Here is a 14,753-nt window from a genome sequence, read left to right on the forward strand (position 1 = left end):
CACCGTACGCCGGACGTACTCAAGCCCGCGTAGACGTGGATACTCCCGCCGGCAGATGTACCGCGGGGAGCGGAAGACCACCGTGGACGGTATGCAGCAGCTCAGCCGCCCGGCCCGCCGGGCCGTTCTCGTTCTTCATGTCGCTGTGTCCGTCAGCTGGCTCGGCCTCACCCTGGGGCTGCTCGCGCTCGGTCTCACCGGCTACAGCACCGGCTCGCCCGATATGGCGACGGTCGCCTACCGGGCGATGAAGGTGTTCGGTGACTGGCTGGTCCTCCCCATCGCGTTGATGTCGCTGGTCAGCGGGCTGGTGCTGTCGCTGGGCACGCCGTGGGGGCTGGCCAGGCACCGCTGGGTCGTCATCAAGTTCTGGCTGACGCTCCTCACCCTGCTGCTGTCGGTCTTCGCACTCCGGCCCGGCATCAACCACCTCGCCGCCGCTGCCGCGGCGGGGACCCCGGCAGCCGGCATCCAGCTCGTCATCGCGCCGGCGGTCGCCACGGCCACCTACTTCTTCCTCACCGCGATCTCCGTCCTCAAGCCCTGGGGTCCGACCAAGCGCGGCAACCGACTGCGCGCAGCACAGTCGGCCGGGGCCCGCGCCCGCCAGGCGCGAAAGAGCGGTACCGAGCGCGTGGGCGTCCGCTAACAGCGGGTGTCCACCAGCAGATGAGGTGGCTGTCCTCAGGCGAGGCCGCTCTCCGCTATCGCCTCGACGGCGATGCGGTGGTCCTGCTCAGGGGAGCCGCCGCCGAAGCCGAGCGCGCCGATCAGCCGGCCGTCACGGTGGAGCGGCACACCGCCGGCGAGGAAGAGCAGCGGCCGGTCCAGCGCCGTCGGCAGCGTGTGGAAGAGCCCTTCGGGCCGTACGAGGTCGACGAGGTCAGCGGTCGGCGTGTCCAACTGCAGTGCGGTGTACGCCTTGCGGGTGCTGGTCTCCCCGGAGATCAGCACGGCTGCGTCGTCGCGCCGGAAGCCGAGCAGATGACCGCCCGCGTCCAGGACGGTGACGCTGCCGCGCACCCCGAGGCCCTCGGCGGCTCGGGCGGCGGCTTCGAGGAGGCCATCGGCTTCGCGGGTGGTGAGGGGACGGACGGTGGGAGTGGCAGCGGACGCGGGGGTGGAGGTGCTCATGAGGGGAGTTCCTTGTGGGATGTATGGGATGTAGTGGTGGTGCAGTTGGTGCTCGTCAGTGCCGATCAGGCACGGCCGGTCAGGCTGTTGACCGGCGGGTGCAGTACGGACGGCAAAGTCAGTTGTCCGTCGCGGACACGGGATCGTGCGCGACCGTGGCCCGTCCGCCGACGGCCACCACCGCCTGACCGCGGCCCTTCTGGCGCCGCTCCAGGGCGGTGGCGAATATCGCCACCCCGAGCGCCGCAGCGGTCATCAGCGCACCGACCCAGTTGGGCGCGGTGTAGCCGAGGCCGGCTGAGATGACGAGCCCGCCGAGCCAGGCGGCCAAAGCATTGCCGAAGTTGAAGGCCGCGATATTGCCGGCCGAGGCGAGGGTGGGGGCCGATGCCGCCTGGTCCATCACCCGCTTCTGCAGCGGGGGCACGGTGGCGAAGCCGAAGGTGCCGATCAGCGCGATGGTGACGATTGCGGCGATCTTGCTGTGCGCGGTGAAGGTGAACGCGGCCAGCGAGAGCGCCAGACCGGTCATCGACACAAACAGCATCGGCATCATGGCGCGGTCGGTGAAGCGACCGGAGACCAGGTTTCCGCCGACCATGCCGAGGCCGAAGACGGCCGTCAGCCAGATCACGGAGGACGGTGCAAAGCCGGTGACCTCGGTCATCATCGAGGCGAGGTAGGTGACGGCCGCGAAGACACCGCCGAAGCCCAGGATCGTCATCAGCATCGCCAGGCCGACCTGAGGGTTGCGGAACACGGCGAGCTCGCTACCTATGGGGGAGGCCGCCTTCGCCCGCTGCGCCGGGATCAGCTTGACGATGCCCAGCAGCCCGATCACGCCGATCGTGGTGATGGCGTAGAACGTGGTGCGCCAGTCGAAGTGCTGGCTGAGCAGCGTGCCGACCGGTACACCCACGACGTTGGCGACGGTCAGGCCGCTGAACATCAGCGAGATGGCGGTGGCGCGCTTCTGGGGCGCGACGAGGTCGGCCGCCACGAGCGCACCGATGCCGAAGAACGCACCGTGCGTGAAGGCGGCGACGATCCGCCCGGCGAGCAGGATCCCGAAGGTGGGCGCGACGGCGGTGAGCAGATTGCCCGCGATGAACAGGCCCATCAGCAGCATCAGCATCTGCTTGCGGGTGAAGCGCGTGCCGAGAGCCGTCATCAGCGGCGCCCCGACGACCACGCCGAGGGCGTAGAGCGTGGTCGCGTATCCGGCGAGCGGGATGGAGATACCGAAGCCGACCGCCATGTCGGGCAGCAGGCCCATGACCGCGAACTCGGTCGTCCCGATCCCAAAGGCACCGATGGCCAAAGCCAGGAGTGCGAGAGGCATGACGGATCCCTTCGAATGGTTGCGTCCGTCCTTTACGAGCGTCCACAATAATTGCAGACGCCGATTAATTGCAAGCGCGGGATATTGCGGGTGCCCTATCCTGGCTCGTACGACCCATGAGGAGGTCTTCGATGCCGCAGCAGACGCGCGAGAAGCAGGAGACGCAGGAGATGGCAGCCGCCGCGCCCGCCTGCCCGCCGGCGGCCACTCCCGCCCTGGCACAGAGCTGGTGCGCGCTCTCCGCGCTGCACGGCCGTATAGAGACACATATCGAGCGCGCGCTGCAGGCCCAACACGACCTCAGCGTCCGAGAGTTCTCGGTCCTCAACGTGCTCAGTGAGCAGCACGACGGGCCGGGCGGCCATTTGCGGATGCACCAGGTCGCGGAGTCCGTCGTCCTGAGCCAGAGCGCCACCACCCGCCTGGTGACCCGGCTCGAGGAGCGTGGCCTGCTCTCGCGCTTCCTGTGCCCCGACGACCGGCGCGGCATCTATACCAATGTCACGCCCGACGGCCTCGCACTCCTCGTGGAGGCCCGGCCCACCCATGACGGGGCCCTGCGCGAGGCCCTCCAGGACGCCGCACAGCGCCCGGAGCTGGCACCGCTCGTCACCGCCGTCGAAACGCTCGCTCCGTCCGAGTAAGGCCCACGGGCCGGGGCCCGGCGGCAGATCGGCCGGTGGCGCCGACTACCCGCCGCCCCTGAGGCGCCTCGGCATAGGGTCGCGCCCATGAGCGATATCGAGATACGCCGCGCTACCGAAGCCGACCTCCCCGCCATCGTCGCGATGCTCGCCGACGACCCGCTGGGCGCCGCCCGCGAGGCGCCGGACGACCTGGCTCCGTACCGTGCCGCTTTCGAAACGCTGGCCGCCGACCCGCAGCAGCACCTGGTGGTGGCGGTCCGCGAGGGGCGGACGATCGGCACGCTCCAGCTCACGGTCATTCCCGGCCTGTCCCGGCGCGGCGCCACCCGCTCGATCATCGAGGGCGTGCGGATCCACCGCGACGAGCGCGGCAGCGGCCTCGGTACCGAGCTGATCGAGTGGGCGGTCGCGGAATCCCGCATGCTCGGCTGCCAGATGGTGCAGCTCACCTCGGACGCGACCCGGATCGATGCGCACCGCTTCTATGAGCGCCTCGGGTTCGAGGCCTCCCACCTGGGCTTCAAGCTCACGCTCTGAGCCGGCACGGCGCCGGCCGGCTCCCGGCCGGGCCTGATCACCGCTGTCGGGTACGCTCCCGCGCCCGGTGGGCCTTCTGCCGGCAGGCACCACCGCAGTAGCGCGCCGGCCGACCCGCGCGCACCGTCGCAAGCGCCGCTCCGCACACCTCACACCGCGATCCGTTACGTTTCGTAGGATCTGCCGCCAGTTTCGTAACGGCTCGCTCCGGCCGCAGCGCCTCGCACATCAGCTCCGTCATCCGGCCCCGCACCCCGTCATCCGTGTCGGCACCCGCCCGGGCCCGCTCCATCGAAAGACAGCCCACCAGCAGCGCCCGGATGTCCGCTATCCCGATGTCCTGCCGTACGGCGCCAGCCTCTTGGGCCCTGCCGAGCAAGACTTCCAGCGCATCATCGAAGTCCTTTCCGACCCCGGGCGACGGTTCGAAGCGGCCCGTGCCGGCCGCCTCCAGCGCGTCGCACAACGCCTTGTTCCGTGAGGCGAGCCGTACGACCGACGCCAGAAAGCGAAAGAAGACCGGTCCGGGGTCGGCGACATCGGCCAAGTCCCGTGCGGTGTCGGTGAAGAGTTCGATCCGGTCCACGATGGTCGCCCTGAACAGGGCTTCCTTGGAAGAAAAATGCCGGTAGACGGTGCCCGCGCCGACCCCCGCACGGCGTGCGATCTCCCCGAGCGGAACCCCCAACCCCTGTTCCTCGAAGGCGAATCGGGCCGCCTGGAGCACCAGTGCCCGGTTGCGCCGCGCATCCGCACGCGAGGGCGGGACGCCGCCGTCCGACATCGCTCGGCCTCCTGAGAACCGTCGACCTCCGGGTCGAGAGATCCACCCATACAAACGGGTCGCTCATTCCGATTCTAGAGGAGGGTTCCAGCAAGATCGTTAATGACCTGGCCGCCGCGTTGGGGGATCGGCCGGGCGGACCAGCCTGGCGGCGCGGTCGTGCGCCGACGGCCAGCGGACCGCCGCGTCAAAGTCCGAGATCGACAGCGCACACGGCGTCTTCAGCGTCCAGCCTGCCTCCGGTGCCCCGGGCGCGCCACCGGACTACTCCGGACGGGACGCGGCCGCGCTTCCCTCGATATGGCCGGCTCCACGGACGTACGCCACCTCACCTCTCCCATCACGCCAACTCCCGTGCTACACACGTAACTTGGGAGGAAAACTGGCTCATCGATCAGACATCTCGGAGCGGGGACATGCGCCGCCAGCCTCACCGGGTCGTACCGCCGTTTCACGTGAAACGACACCGCACCCAGACATGGATGTGGGGTCGTGTTTCACGTGAAACACGACCCCACGTCGACAACTCGCCCGCCATCCGGGCGGCGACCAGCCTCAGCCGGCGACCACTGTGTCCCACGCCGCGCCCGCGGCCAGGGCCGCCGCCTCGGCATCCACCGGCACGTCCAGCGCGCGCAGCCCATCTGCCAGCGCCATCAGCGAGGCCGTGACCACGGCCCGGTCGGCGGCGCGGCCATAGTGGTTCACCCGGATCATCTCCTTGGCCAGTGCACCCGCCGCGGCCTGCACCGGCACCGTGGCATCCGCCGCGAGCGCTGCTGCCACCACCTCCCGGGCATCCACTCCCTCGGGCGCACGGAGCGTCGTGGCGGCCGGCGCCGCGTCCTCGTCGTGTACGACGTACGGAGCGAGCCCTCCCAGGGCCTGGATACCGGCCCTGGTCGCCGCGGACGCCGCTCGGTGCCGCGTGATGACCGCGGCCAGGCCCTCGGCTTCGACACGGTCCGCGGCCTGCTCCAGCGCCAGCATCTCCAACTGGGCCGGAGCGTGCGGCAGTGCGGTGCGTCCGCCGTCGATCCAGCGCTCCTTCCAATCCAGCAGCGAGAGGTACGAGCGCCGCGGGGCCTGCTCGTTGGCGGCGATCCGCTCCCACGCCCGGGCGCTGACCGATACCGCCGAGACCCCGGCGGGCCCGGCCAACGCCTTCTGCCCACCGATCACGCAGAGATCCACGCCCCACTCGTCGGTGAGCAGCGGCTCGGCGCCCACCGAGGCGACCGCGTCCAGCATCAGCAGCGCGCCGTGCTCCCGCACCACCGCGCCGATCTCGGCGACGGGGTTGGTGTTGCCGGTGGCCGCCTCGGCGTGCACCAGGCTCACAAAGTCGATCTCGGGGTGCTGCCGCAGAGCATCAGCCACCTGCTGCGGGTCGGCCGCACCCGTGAACGGCGCAGTGAGGGTGTCGACGTCGGCGCCGCAGGAGCGCAGCCAGCCGCCGAAGGTCTCGCCGTACGGCCCGGTGATGATGTTGAGCGCGGTGCTGCCGGGGCGGACGGCCGAGCGGATACAGGCCTCCAGCGGCAGCAGCGCCTCGCCCTGCATCGCCACGACATCGCAGCGGGTGTGCAGCAGAGCGGCGACCTTGTCCTCGATCCGCGCGAAGTGGGCCGCGGTGAGCGGCGGCAGATCGAGCAGGACCGGGGCGGAGGGGTTCGCGGTCGGGTCAGACACGGCAGTCACAGGGCCTTCCAGCGGTGGCGAGCCGACGCGGCGCGGCTCCTGACATCTGGTTCGACTGTACGGCCGGCCCCTGCACCCTCGGGTACGGGCCTCACACCCGCCAGCCCTCCGGATCCACCCCACCGGGCACCGGCTCTGACGGCTCGTACGGCCCGCGGGTGAACACGAAGGTGCCGAGATCCAGATGACTGACCGAACCGTCCTCGTCCCGCACCACCCGCAGCGTCTCGCCCGCGTAGTAGCCGTCCAGCCCCGTCCATGTGCCGTCCGCCTCCGGCCGGAATCGCGAGGATCTCCCCACCCCGGACAGTGGCGCGAGCTCCAGCTCGCGCTCGTCCCGCAGCCGCAGGACGTGTGGGTTCGCGCCCCAGTACCAGGGCCCGGTCAGCGCCAGCAGCTCCCGGTCCAGCGGCCCGGGCAGCGGGCGCCAGGGCTCGGGAATCCGCGGCTCGTGCTCGGTCACGATGGCAGTGAGGTCGGCGGCGATGGCGGAGACCACCGGGCCCGAGGTGCAGTTGGTGAGCACGACTCCGGCAACGTCCTCGTCGACGTCGGTCCACAGCGCCGCCAAATAGCCGGGCATCGAGCCGAGGTGCCCGGCCAGCAGCCGCCCGTCCCGCCGTACGAGCTGAACGCCCAGTCCGTACGCCGCATCCCAGGCGCTCCCCTCCGGTGGCACGGCCGGCATCCGCATCGCGGCCAGACTCGCCGCGCACAGCACCCGGCCGTCGCCCCGCAGCAGGAACGCCGCCCATCGGCACAGGTCCGCAAGCGTCGACCACAACTGCCCTGCCGGGCCCATCAGTCCGGTGTCCTCGGCAGGCTCCGGCAGCAGCGCATCGGCCCACGGATGTACCGCCCAGCCGCCGGCAGACGGCGGCTGCGGACGCAGCGTCGTACGGCTCATGCCGAGCGGTTCCAGTACCTCGCTGCGCAGTACCTCGTACCAGGGGGTGTCGCCCCGCAGCCGTTCGACCAGCATCCCGAGCAGCGCATAGCCAGGGTTGGAGTAATGGTGCCGGCGGCCGGCCGGCAGTCGCTGCGGCCGCTCGCCGAAGAGGTCGGCCGGTGTGGGCCGCAGCCCACCGTCGGTCCGCTCCCACCACGGTCCCCGCGCCTCGGCCGTCAGCCCCGAACCGTGCGCGAGCAGCTGCGCAATCGTCGCGTTCGGCACCGGCGTCCCGTCCAGATGCCTGCCGAGCGGGTCCTCCAGCCGCAGCAGCCCCTCGTCCCGCAGCCTCAGCACCAGCACGGCGACGAAGGTCTTGGTGAGAGAACCGATCCGGTACTGCACCGCGCCGTGTGGTGCCTCCCCGTCCACCGCACCGCGGGCCCCCGTCCACACCGCCCGCCCGTCGCGGACGACCGCACCCATCATCGAGGGCGCCCGGCCCTCCGACTGCCCCACCGCGAGCCGGCGCAGCAACGCCCGACGTGTCTGCGGCAACAGCTCCGCGAACTCGTCAGGCGCAGCAACCGCCCCCGGCCCGTTCGTCCCGGGCTCAGGGGACTGCCTGGACTGTGCGATGGTCATGGCGCTCCTCCACAGCGGATCCGACTCGGCCGGGCCCATCCTCGCCGTATCACCGCAGCGCTGCCGACCCGATCACCGCGCCCAGCTCCGCCTGCTCGTCCTCCGGCAGCCGGCGCGCCGCATGCACCATGTGCAGCGCGGTACGCAGGCGTGCCCGGTCCTCGTCCGTGCCGAGATGGCCGAGACAGGCCGGGAGCACCAGCGCCAGCGCCAGGAGGTCGCACCGCTCACACCACCGCGACAGCAACTCCCGCAGCCGTCCGTCGACCGCCTCGTCCAGGAGCAGCCGCGAGGAGTCCCCACCGGGGGCCGGTCCGGGCACCGCGGAGGCCGTGTCCCGCAGGCCCTCCACGATCGCGAGCCGGTTCCAGTCGCCGTACTGCCCCCTGGGAGCCTCGGCGACCCGCCCGGCGGCCCGCACGAAGTACGCATGTGCCGCCGCCGGCCGGCCGAGCAGCCGGCAGGCCTGCGCCATGTTGACGTACAGCGACGCATAGAACCCGGCCACCCGCTCGTCCCCCACCAGGTCGGCGCGGTCCAGGCACTCCTGATTCCAACGGAGCGTCGCTTCGGGCGAGTTCTGGTGCCGGGCGAGATAGTGCGCGGCGATGCATGCCTCGTAGTCGTCGGCGGCGAGGTCCCAGGCGTGTTGGAAGAGCTCGTGCGCCCTGGTGTTCCGCCCCTCCGTTTCGGCCTGCATCCCCGCCACGCACAGCCGCACCACCTGCGATTCCGGATCCACCGGCCCACTCCCCCCGTCAGTCATCAGCGATCTGTCCTCCCCGCCCGGCACCGCAGCCGTCGCTACGACCGTCAGCGGGGCGCTCCGCGGCGGCGCGCTCGCGCACCGGCATCACCAGGGTGGTGAAACTTCCCTGGTCGGCGGAGCGGACCACGACGGGCCGGTCCGCCGAGGCGATCTCCAGCAGGACGTCCGGTCCCACGCCAGCCTCCAGCGCAGGGACCAGGACGGCCGGATCGAAGGCGATCCCCACCCCCGGCCCCATGTGCACCGCCCGCAGCCGAACGGGGCCCCGGTCCCCGCCCGCCACCTCCAGCACCTGCCGATCCGCGGGCCTGCCCGTGTCCCGTACGGTCCCCGGATCCACCGGGCCGCCCGCCTCAGCCCCGTCCCCGCGCACCGCGCCGACCGACAACGACACCGCCCCGGCTCGCCCGGTCACCGCGTCCCGCAGGCCCGCCCGGTCAACGATCACGCGGTGGCATCCGGTCTCCCGGTCCTCCAGCATCAGCCGGTAGTCCGGGAACCCCTCGGCGCCCCCTTCACCGCTCGGCCGGTCCCCGGTGTCTTCCGGAATCCCGCGGGAGTCCACCCCGCTCCGCAGCCGGACGCCCGCCGTTCCCCCCGTGCACTCCACCTCGACTGTCTCCTGGCGTACGGCCCATTCCGCCAGGCTCCACGCCATCTCCGCGCTGATCAGTACCCGCCGCGGGACGCCCTCGAAGGCCATCGGGCGCAGGACCCGCAGCGCCAGCCGGTAGCGGTCCGTCGCCACGAACCGCACCTCCCCGTGAAGGAGTTCGAGCAGCACACAGCCCAGTACTGGGAAGTCCTCCCGGGTCCGCCCGGTCGCAGCCGCGGGCGCCACCTGGCGTACCGCACTGGCGAATTCGGCGCCGCCCACCCGCGCCCGGCTCGCCCGGGGCTGTGTGTCTCCGGTCGCCTCCCGCAGAAACCCCTCGACAACCGCCCGCGCCTCATCCGCCGTCCGCCGCGTCCGCTCCAGGTGAGCCCGCAGTACGTCACGTGCCGCATCCGCCGGGCCGTCCAGCACGACCGCGACGTCCACCAGCGGGAGCCCAGCCGCCCGCAGTTGTCGCAGTTGCACCGCCCGCGCGGCCTGCCCTGCCCCGTAGCGGCGGTACCCCGTCACGGCATCCACCCGCGCCGGCCGCAGCACCCCGCAGTCGTCGTAAAAACGCAGGGCACTCGGCGCGAGCCCCACGCACCGCGCGAAGGCACCGATGGTCAGCAGGTCTTCGGTGTCGTCCATGCACGCGATGGTGGAGCTTCCACCCACCTGAAGGTCAAGGCCCATGGACGGCGACGCCCGTGCGGTAACCCTCAGGCCGTCAGCACGGCGGTGTTCCGGCACGTGCGCCGGTACGCCTGCGGTATCACGCCTACCGCGCTGTGCAGATGCTGGCGCAGGGAGGTGCCGGTACCCAAGCCCGCGTGACGGGCGACGAGATCGAGGGCCAGTCCGTGGTTTGCAGCCGGTGCCGGGCGCGTTCGGCACCGCGAAGGCTCTGCGCCACGAATGACGGCATGAGGCCCGCGATGCCGCCGGTCCGGACAGCTCAGGTCTGCGCCATGTCGACGAACCGCGAGTAGTGGCCCTGGAACGCCACCGTGATCGTGGCGGTGGGGCCATTACGGTGCTTGGCCACGATCAGGTCGGCCTCGCCGGCGCGCGGGGATTCCTTCTCGTAGGCGTCTTCGCGGTGCAGCAGGATGACCATGTCGGCGTCCTGCTCGATCGAACCGGATTCACGCAGGTCGGAGACCATCGGCTTCTTGTCCGTGCGCTGCTCGGGACCGCGGTTCAGCTGGGAGAGCGCGATGACCGGGAGCTCCAGCTCCTTCGCCAGCAGCTTGAGGTTTCGGGACATGTCCGAGACCTCCTGCTGGCGGCTCTCGGCGCGCTTCGAGCCACCGGACTGCATCAGCTGCAGATAGTCGATGACCACGAGCTTCAGCTCGTTGCGCTGCTTGAGCCGACGGCACTTCGCACGGATCTCCATCATCGAGAGGTTCGGCGAATCGTCGATGTACAACGGCGCGGCGGAGACATCCGGCATCCGGCGCGCCAGCCTCGTCCAGTCCTCGTCGGTCATGCTGCCGGAGCGCATGTGGTGCAGCGCGACCCGCGCCTCGGCGGACAGCAGACGCATCGCGATCTCGTTGCGCCCCATTTCCAGCGAGAAAATCACGCTCGGCAGATTGCTCTTGATCGAGCAGGCCCGCGCGAAGTCCAGCGCCAGGGTCGACTTACCCATGGCGGGACGGGCCGCGATCACGATCATCTGGCCGGGGTGCAGGCCGTTGGTGAGGGAGTCCAGATCGGTGAAGCCCGTCGGCACGCCCGTCATCTGGCCCTGGCGTGAACCGATCGCCTCGATCTCGTCGAGCGCGCCCTCCATGATGTCGCCGAGCGGAAGGTAGTCCTCGCTGGTCCGCTGCTCGGTGACGGCGTAGATCTCCGCCTGGGCGCTGTTGACGATCTCGTCGACATCGCCGTCCGCGGCGTATCCCATCTGCGTGATGCGGGTGCCGGCCTCGACCAGCCGGCGCAGCACCGCACGCTCATGGACGATCTCGGCGTAGTACTCGGCGTTCGCGGCGGTCGGTACGGACTGGACGAGGGTGTGCAGATACGAAGCGCCGCCAACCCGCGCGATCTCGCCGCGCTTGGTCAGCTCCGCGGCGATGGTGATCGGGTCGGCCGGCTCGCCCTTGGCGTACAGATCGAGGATCGCCTGGTAGACCAGCTCATGGGCGGGACGGTAGAAGTCCTCGCCCTTGAGGACCTCGACGACATCCGCGATGGCGTCCTTCGACAGCAGCATGCCGCCGAGCACGGACTGCTCGGCGTCCAGATCCTGCGGAGGCACCCGCTCGAAGCCGCCGGACCAGGAGCCGCCGCCGTCGTCGTCACGCTCCTGCCGGTCGCCGCGGCCGCGGCCCTTGCCCTCGCCCCGCCGGGAGCGGGCGGCCGGCAGCAGGTCGCTGGGACCGGAGTCCGCCCAAGGGTCTTCCATGGGCTCGGGAATGCTCACCCCGGCACCTCCTCCCGTCCGCGGCGCGGACCTTGCTGTGCGGTTCTTTCTTACGGCACAGCTCTGACAATCGAGACGCCCGACTCCGGTTACGGCGCGTCGAGTTCGGACGTGGTCTCAAGCCGGAACAGGCGGCGGGTGCCGGACCACGGTAGGCCCGTAGGCACCGTCCGCCAATCTGGTTATCCACAGGCCATGTGGATGACTGGCCTACAGCTGTGGAGAAGTCCCCGGATCCTGTGCACGGCACGGGGGAAACTTCTGTGGACAAGCACACAATCACCTCACCCTCACCCTTCTGACCTGCGCCTTTCTCATCCATAGGCTGTGGGGGAGAAAAACTTTCCCCAGGTGTTCAAGATCGCGACAAACGGCACACGGATGACACCTGCACACAGCGGAAAGTAAGGACTGCAAAGGGTTTGCATCTCTTACCTGTGGAAGATTAGATTGGGCGGATGACACAGGCTCCCGCGATACCGCGGCGCTCCGACCGCCGCCATGACCGCGAGATCATCGCCCTTGCCCTGCCTGCCTTCGGCTCACTGGTCGCGGAACCGCTCTTCGTCATGGCCGACAGCGCCGTCATCGGCCACCTCGGCACTCCCCAGCTCGCCGGCCTCGGTATCGCCGCCGCCCTGCTGACCACCGCCGTCTCCGTCTTCGTCTTCCTCGCCTACGCCACCACCGCGGCGGTCGCCCGCAGGGTCGGCGCCGGCGACCTCCCCGCCGCCATCCGCCAGGGCATGGACGGCATCTGGCTCGCGCTGCTGCTCGGCGCCGCCGTCATCGCAACCGTGCTGCCCACCGCCCCGTGGCTCGTCGAAGCCTTCGGCGCCTCCGGCACCGCCGCCCCGTACGCCACGACCTACCTGCGCATCAGCGCGCTGGGCATCCCCGCGATGCTCGTCGTGCTGGCCGCCACCGGAGTGCTCCGCGGCCTCCAGGACACCAGGACCCCGCTCTACGTCGCCATCGGCGGCTTCTCGGTGAACGCCGCGCTCAACATCGGCCTGGTCTACGGCGCCGACCTCGGTATCGCCGGCTCCGCCTGGGGCACGGTCATCGCCCAGTGCGGCATGGCCGCGGTCTACCTCACCGTGGTCGTCCGCGGCGCGCGACGACACGGCGCCTCGCTGCGCCCCGATGCCGCGGGGATCCGCGCCTCGGCCCAGGCCGGGGTCCCGCTGCTGGTGCGTACGCTCTCGCTGCGCGCCGTGCTGATGATCGCCACCGCCGTCGCGGCCCGGCTCGGCGACGCCGAGGTCGCCGCCCACCAGATCGTGCTCACGCTGTGGTCCCTGCTGGCCTTCGCGCTGGACGCGATCGCCATCGCCGGGCAGGCCATCATAGGCCGCTACCTCGGCGCGGGGGACCGCGACGGCGCCAAGGCCGCCTGCCGCCGGATGGTCCAGTGGGGCATCGCCGCGGGCCTGGTCCTCGGCGTGCTGGTAGCGCTCGCCCGCCCGCTGTTCATCCCGCTGTTCACCTCCGACCCCGCCGTGGAAGGGCCGCTGCTGGCCACGCTCCTGGTCGTGGCCGTGACCCAGCCGGTCTCCGGCATCGTCTTCATCCTCGACGGGGTGCTGATGGGCGCGGGGGACGGCCCGTATCTCGCCTGGGCCATGGTGGTGACACTGGCGCTGTTCGCGCCGGCCGCGCTCGCCGTGCCGGCCCTCGGCGGCGGACTGGTCGCGCTGTGGGGGGCAATGGCGCTGATGATGGCCGTGCGACTGCTGACGCTGTGGCTGCGCACCCGCTCCGGTCGGTGGATTGTGACCGGGGCCTCCCGCTGAACCACCTCCCGTCACACGCAGCGCATGTCAATAATGACCCTGTGCGCTCGCTTGCCAGGAAGTCCGTGCTGCCCTTGACGTCTGTCGTCATGCTGGCTGCTGCCGTGGTGGGCTACGCCACGGAGCAAACCGACATCAGCAGCGGCAGTAGTCTCGGCCGCAGCGGATTCGGCAAGTCCGGCGAGTCCAGCCAGGACCCGCAGGACCAGGATCCCAAGGCGACGGCCCCGGCCGATGACGGCAATGCGTACACCCCGCGCAGAACCGAGCAGAACGCGCGGGTCGGCGCAGTCTTCGAGAAGGACGACTCCGGCGACCACTTCTGCACCGCGAGCGTGGTGCAGAGCCCGGGCCGGAACATGCTCATCACCGCGGCGCACTGTGCCTACGACATGGACGCCGGCAGCACGGTCGACGACCTGGTCTTCGCCCCCGACTACCGCGACGGTGACGAACCCACGGGCCTGTGGAAGGTCAAGAAGGTGATCGTCGACAAGCGCTGGGCAAAGTCGCAGGACGAGGATCTCGACGTCGCCTTCCTCGTGCTCGACAAGAAGAGCGGCAAGCAGATCCAGGACGTCCTGGGCGGCAACACCCTCGGCATAGACCGTGGTTTCGACAACGACGTCAAGATCACCGGCTACCCCACCAGCCGCAACACGCCGATCTCCTGCCAGAACCGCACCACGAAGTTCAGCGACACCCAATTGCGTATCCAGTGCACCGACTTCGAGGGCGGTACGAGCGGCAGCCCCTGGCTGGCCGACTACGACCCCAAGAGCCACACCGGCACGGTCATCGGTGTCCTGGGCGGCCACGAAGGCGGCGGTGACGAAGACGATGTCTCCTACGCCGCGTACTTCGACGACGACATCGCCAAGCTCTACAAGCACGCGCAGGACGAGGACTGAGAACGGGCCGTCGCGGCCGGCCGCCCGAGAGGCCGAGCCGGGGAGCGGCCCCGGACACGGCGAAGGGCCGCACCCCAGTGACGGGATGCGGCCCTTCGGCGCGGTACTGCGATTACGCGGCGACGACCTCGACGCCGAGCTTCGCGACGACCTCGGCGTGCAGACGCACGGAGATCTGGTGCGCGCCCAGGGTCTTGATCGGCGAACCGAGCTCGACACGACGCTTGTCGACGTCCGGACCACCGGCAGCCTTGATCGCCGAGGCGACGTCGGCCGGGGTGACGGAGCCGAACAGGCGACCCGCGTCGCCGGCACGCACGGCCAGCTTCACGTTGACGCCCTCGAGCTGGCCCTTGACCTCGTTGGCCTGCTCGATCGTGGCGATCTCGCGGATCTTGCGACCGCGACGGATCTGCTCGACGTCCTTCTCGCCACCCTTGGTCCAGCGGATCGCGAAACCACGCGGAACCAGGTAGTTGCGGGCGTACCCGTCCTTGACGTCAACGACGTCGCCGGCGGTGCCGAGGCCGGAGACCTCGTGGGTGAGGATGATCTTCATGATTCGG

14 protein-coding genes are annotated in these 14,753 nt (G+C 70.5%); 5 read left to right on the forward strand and 9 right to left on the reverse strand.

The features are described 5' to 3' along the window. Positions 1-91 precede the first annotated feature (91 nt). A complete protein-coding gene (locus tag CPH93_RS16745) occupies positions 92-649 on the forward strand; it encodes a DUF2269 domain-containing protein (RefSeq protein ID WP_096215478.1) in 558 nt (185 codons plus the stop codon). 35 nt (positions 650-684) lie between these two features. Here the strand turns inward: CPH93_RS16745 and CPH93_RS16750 are convergent, their stop codons facing one another. Together CPH93_RS16750 and CPH93_RS16755 are read right to left on the reverse strand one after the other, a co-directional pair. Next, positions 685-1,134, reverse strand: a complete 450-nt coding sequence (locus tag CPH93_RS16750; RefSeq protein WP_093484193.1) for a GlcG/HbpS family heme-binding protein — start codon at positions 1,132-1,134, stop codon at positions 685-687. A 118-nt stretch (positions 1,135-1,252) separates the two neighbouring features. Then, complete coding sequence (locus CPH93_RS16755; protein ID WP_096213328.1) at positions 1,253-2,476, reverse strand: MFS transporter; 1,224 nt, start codon at positions 2,474-2,476, stop codon at positions 1,253-1,255. 131 nt (positions 2,477-2,607) lie between these two features. Here CPH93_RS16755 and CPH93_RS16760 point away from each other — a divergent pair, with 131 nt between their 5' ends. Further along, a complete protein-coding gene (locus CPH93_RS16760; protein ID WP_093484191.1) occupies positions 2,608-3,120 on the forward strand; it encodes a MarR family winged helix-turn-helix transcriptional regulator in 513 nt (170 codons plus the stop codon). A gap of 87 nt (positions 3,121-3,207) precedes the next feature. Continuing rightward, a complete protein-coding gene (locus CPH93_RS16765; protein WP_093484190.1) occupies positions 3,208-3,660 on the forward strand; it encodes a GNAT family N-acetyltransferase in 453 nt (150 codons plus the stop codon). Between the two features lie 37 nt (positions 3,661-3,697). On the opposite strand, the gene CPH93_RS16770 is transcribed toward CPH93_RS16765, so the two are convergent. The 6 genes from CPH93_RS16770 to dnaB all read right to left on the reverse strand — a co-directional run bounded on the left by CPH93_RS16770 (position 3,698) and on the right by dnaB (position 11,480). Beyond that, a complete protein-coding gene (locus tag CPH93_RS16770; protein ID WP_096213329.1) occupies positions 3,698-4,444 on the reverse strand; it encodes a TetR/AcrR family transcriptional regulator in 747 nt (248 codons plus the stop codon). A 555-nt stretch (positions 4,445-4,999) separates the two neighbouring features. After that, positions 5,000-6,136, reverse strand: coding sequence for a pyridoxal-phosphate-dependent aminotransferase family protein (locus CPH93_RS16775; RefSeq protein WP_443031451.1), 1,137 nt, complete (start codon positions 6,134-6,136; stop codon positions 5,000-5,002). A gap of 100 nt (positions 6,137-6,236) precedes the next feature. Continuing rightward, positions 6,237-7,679 (reverse strand): serine hydrolase domain-containing protein, encoded by a 1,443-nt coding sequence (locus tag CPH93_RS16780; protein ID WP_231977384.1) that lies wholly within the window; start codon positions 7,677-7,679, stop codon positions 6,237-6,239. Positions 7,680-7,728: 49 nt separating this feature from the next. Then, positions 7,729-8,421 (reverse strand): hypothetical protein, encoded by a 693-nt coding sequence (locus CPH93_RS16785; RefSeq protein ID WP_173909830.1) that lies wholly within the window; start codon positions 8,419-8,421, stop codon positions 7,729-7,731. Between the two features lie 16 nt (positions 8,422-8,437). Further along, positions 8,438-9,694, reverse strand: coding sequence for a MerR family transcriptional regulator (locus CPH93_RS16790; protein WP_096215480.1), 1,257 nt, complete (start codon positions 9,692-9,694; stop codon positions 8,438-8,440). Between the two features lie 307 nt (positions 9,695-10,001). Next, the gene (gene dnaB, locus CPH93_RS16800; protein WP_096213332.1) at positions 10,002-11,480 is read right to left on the reverse strand and encodes a replicative DNA helicase; all 1,479 of its coding nucleotides are present in this window, start codon (positions 11,478-11,480) and stop codon (positions 10,002-10,004) included. 458 nt (positions 11,481-11,938) lie between these two features. On the opposite strand from dnaB, the gene CPH93_RS16805 reads away from it, so the two are divergent. Further along, entirely contained in the window at positions 11,939-13,276 is a 1,338-nt protein-coding gene (locus CPH93_RS16805; RefSeq protein ID WP_096213333.1) for an MATE family efflux transporter, read from the forward strand. A gap of 41 nt (positions 13,277-13,317) precedes the next feature. Then, complete coding sequence (locus tag CPH93_RS16810; RefSeq protein ID WP_093484184.1) at positions 13,318-14,187, forward strand: trypsin-like serine peptidase; 870 nt, start codon at positions 13,318-13,320, stop codon at positions 14,185-14,187. Positions 14,188-14,299: 112 nt separating this feature from the next. On the opposite strand, the gene rplI is transcribed toward CPH93_RS16810, so the two are convergent. After that, complete coding sequence (gene rplI, locus CPH93_RS16815) at positions 14,300-14,746, reverse strand: 50S ribosomal protein L9 (protein WP_093484183.1); 447 nt, start codon at positions 14,744-14,746, stop codon at positions 14,300-14,302. Positions 14,747-14,753: the final 7 nt, after the last annotated feature.

Source organism: Streptomyces sp. 2323.1 (genome assembly GCF_900221035.1).
Classification (GTDB): domain Bacteria; phylum Actinomycetota; class Actinomycetes; order Streptomycetales; family Streptomycetaceae; genus Streptomyces; species Streptomyces sioyaensis.

What these genes read in the sequence shown, in the direction of transcription:
- rplI (WP_093484183.1), bottom strand. Translation starts at nt 14,746, where the DNA reads ATGAAGATCATCCTCACCCACGAGGTCTCCGGCCTCGGCACCGCCGGC.
- CPH93_RS16770 (WP_096213329.1), bottom strand. Translation starts at nt 4,444, where the DNA reads ATGTCGGACGGCGGCGTCCCGCCCTCGCGTGCGGATGCGCGGCGCAAC.
- CPH93_RS16745 (WP_096215478.1), top strand. Translation starts at nt 92, where the DNA reads ATGCAGCAGCTCAGCCGCCCGGCCCGCCGGGCCGTTCTCGTTCTTCAT.
- CPH93_RS16805 (WP_096213333.1), top strand. Translation starts at nt 11,939, where the DNA reads ATGACACAGGCTCCCGCGATACCGCGGCGCTCCGACCGCCGCCATGAC.
- CPH93_RS16790 (WP_096215480.1), bottom strand. Translation starts at nt 9,694, where the DNA reads ATGGACGACACCGAAGACCTGCTGACCATCGGTGCCTTCGCGCGGTGC.
- CPH93_RS16760 (WP_093484191.1), top strand. Translation starts at nt 2,608, where the DNA reads ATGCCGCAGCAGACGCGCGAGAAGCAGGAGACGCAGGAGATGGCAGCC.
- CPH93_RS16780 (WP_231977384.1), bottom strand. Translation starts at nt 7,679, where the DNA reads ATGACCATCGCACAGTCCAGGCAGTCCCCTGAGCCCGGGACGAACGGG.
- CPH93_RS16750 (WP_093484193.1), bottom strand. Translation starts at nt 1,134, where the DNA reads ATGAGCACCTCCACCCCCGCGTCCGCTGCCACTCCCACCGTCCGTCCC.
- CPH93_RS16765 (WP_093484190.1), top strand. Translation starts at nt 3,208, where the DNA reads ATGAGCGATATCGAGATACGCCGCGCTACCGAAGCCGACCTCCCCGCC.
- CPH93_RS16755 (WP_096213328.1), bottom strand. Translation starts at nt 2,476, where the DNA reads ATGCCTCTCGCACTCCTGGCTTTGGCCATCGGTGCCTTTGGGATCGGG.